We start from the raw sequence: 480 nt of genomic DNA, 5'->3' as shown, positions 1-480 counted from the left end.
GTTATGTCTCCAGCAATAAAGATTTGACCGTCGCTAATATCACTCTCAAGAAAGTTGATGGTTCTTCCTATGCTATTGCTCTGCCTAAGGGCTCAATTGCCCTGAGAAACCGCATCAATAAAATCATTACGAAGTTGAAAAAAGAAGGTAAGATTGATGATTATGTTAAAAAGGCTAATCAGGAATCAGAAGCCGGAAAATAATTAAGGAGCTGGCAAAAGTCCGGCTTTTTTTCGTTAAATTAGTAGTAAACCTTGACATTCCTGACAAAATTCGATAATCTAGTAAAGAACGAAAAAACGTTACATTATTCTTGAGGAGGTGAAATCCATGGCAAAAACAGTGGTACGTAAAAATGAATCACTTGATGACGCTCTTCGTCGTTTCAAGCGTTCAGTCACAAAAGCGGGAACTCTTCAAGAAGCTCGTAAACGTGAACACTATGAAAAACCTTCTGTAAAACGCAAACGTAAATCAGAG

General features: G+C 37.7%; 2 protein-coding genes. Both read left to right on the top strand.

From position 1 onward, the window contains the following. Positions 1-203 (top strand): transporter substrate-binding domain-containing protein (locus tag FH871_RS34825; RefSeq protein WP_138995343.1); only part of this gene is annotated, 203 nt, incomplete at its 5' end. A 127-nt stretch (positions 204-330) separates the two neighbouring features. Further along, positions 331-480, top strand: a 150-nt coding sequence (rpsU, locus tag FH871_RS34820) for a 30S ribosomal protein S21 (protein ID WP_138995342.1), incomplete at its 3' end; no start/stop codon positions are given.

Origin of the sequence: Larkinella sp. C7 (assembly GCF_006149005.1) — a bacterium.
Classification (GTDB): Bacteria; Bacteroidota; Bacteroidia; order Cytophagales; family Spirosomataceae; genus Larkinella.
Note: the sequence above shows the minus strand (reverse complement) of the source record. Positions and strands in the feature narration are given on the sequence as shown.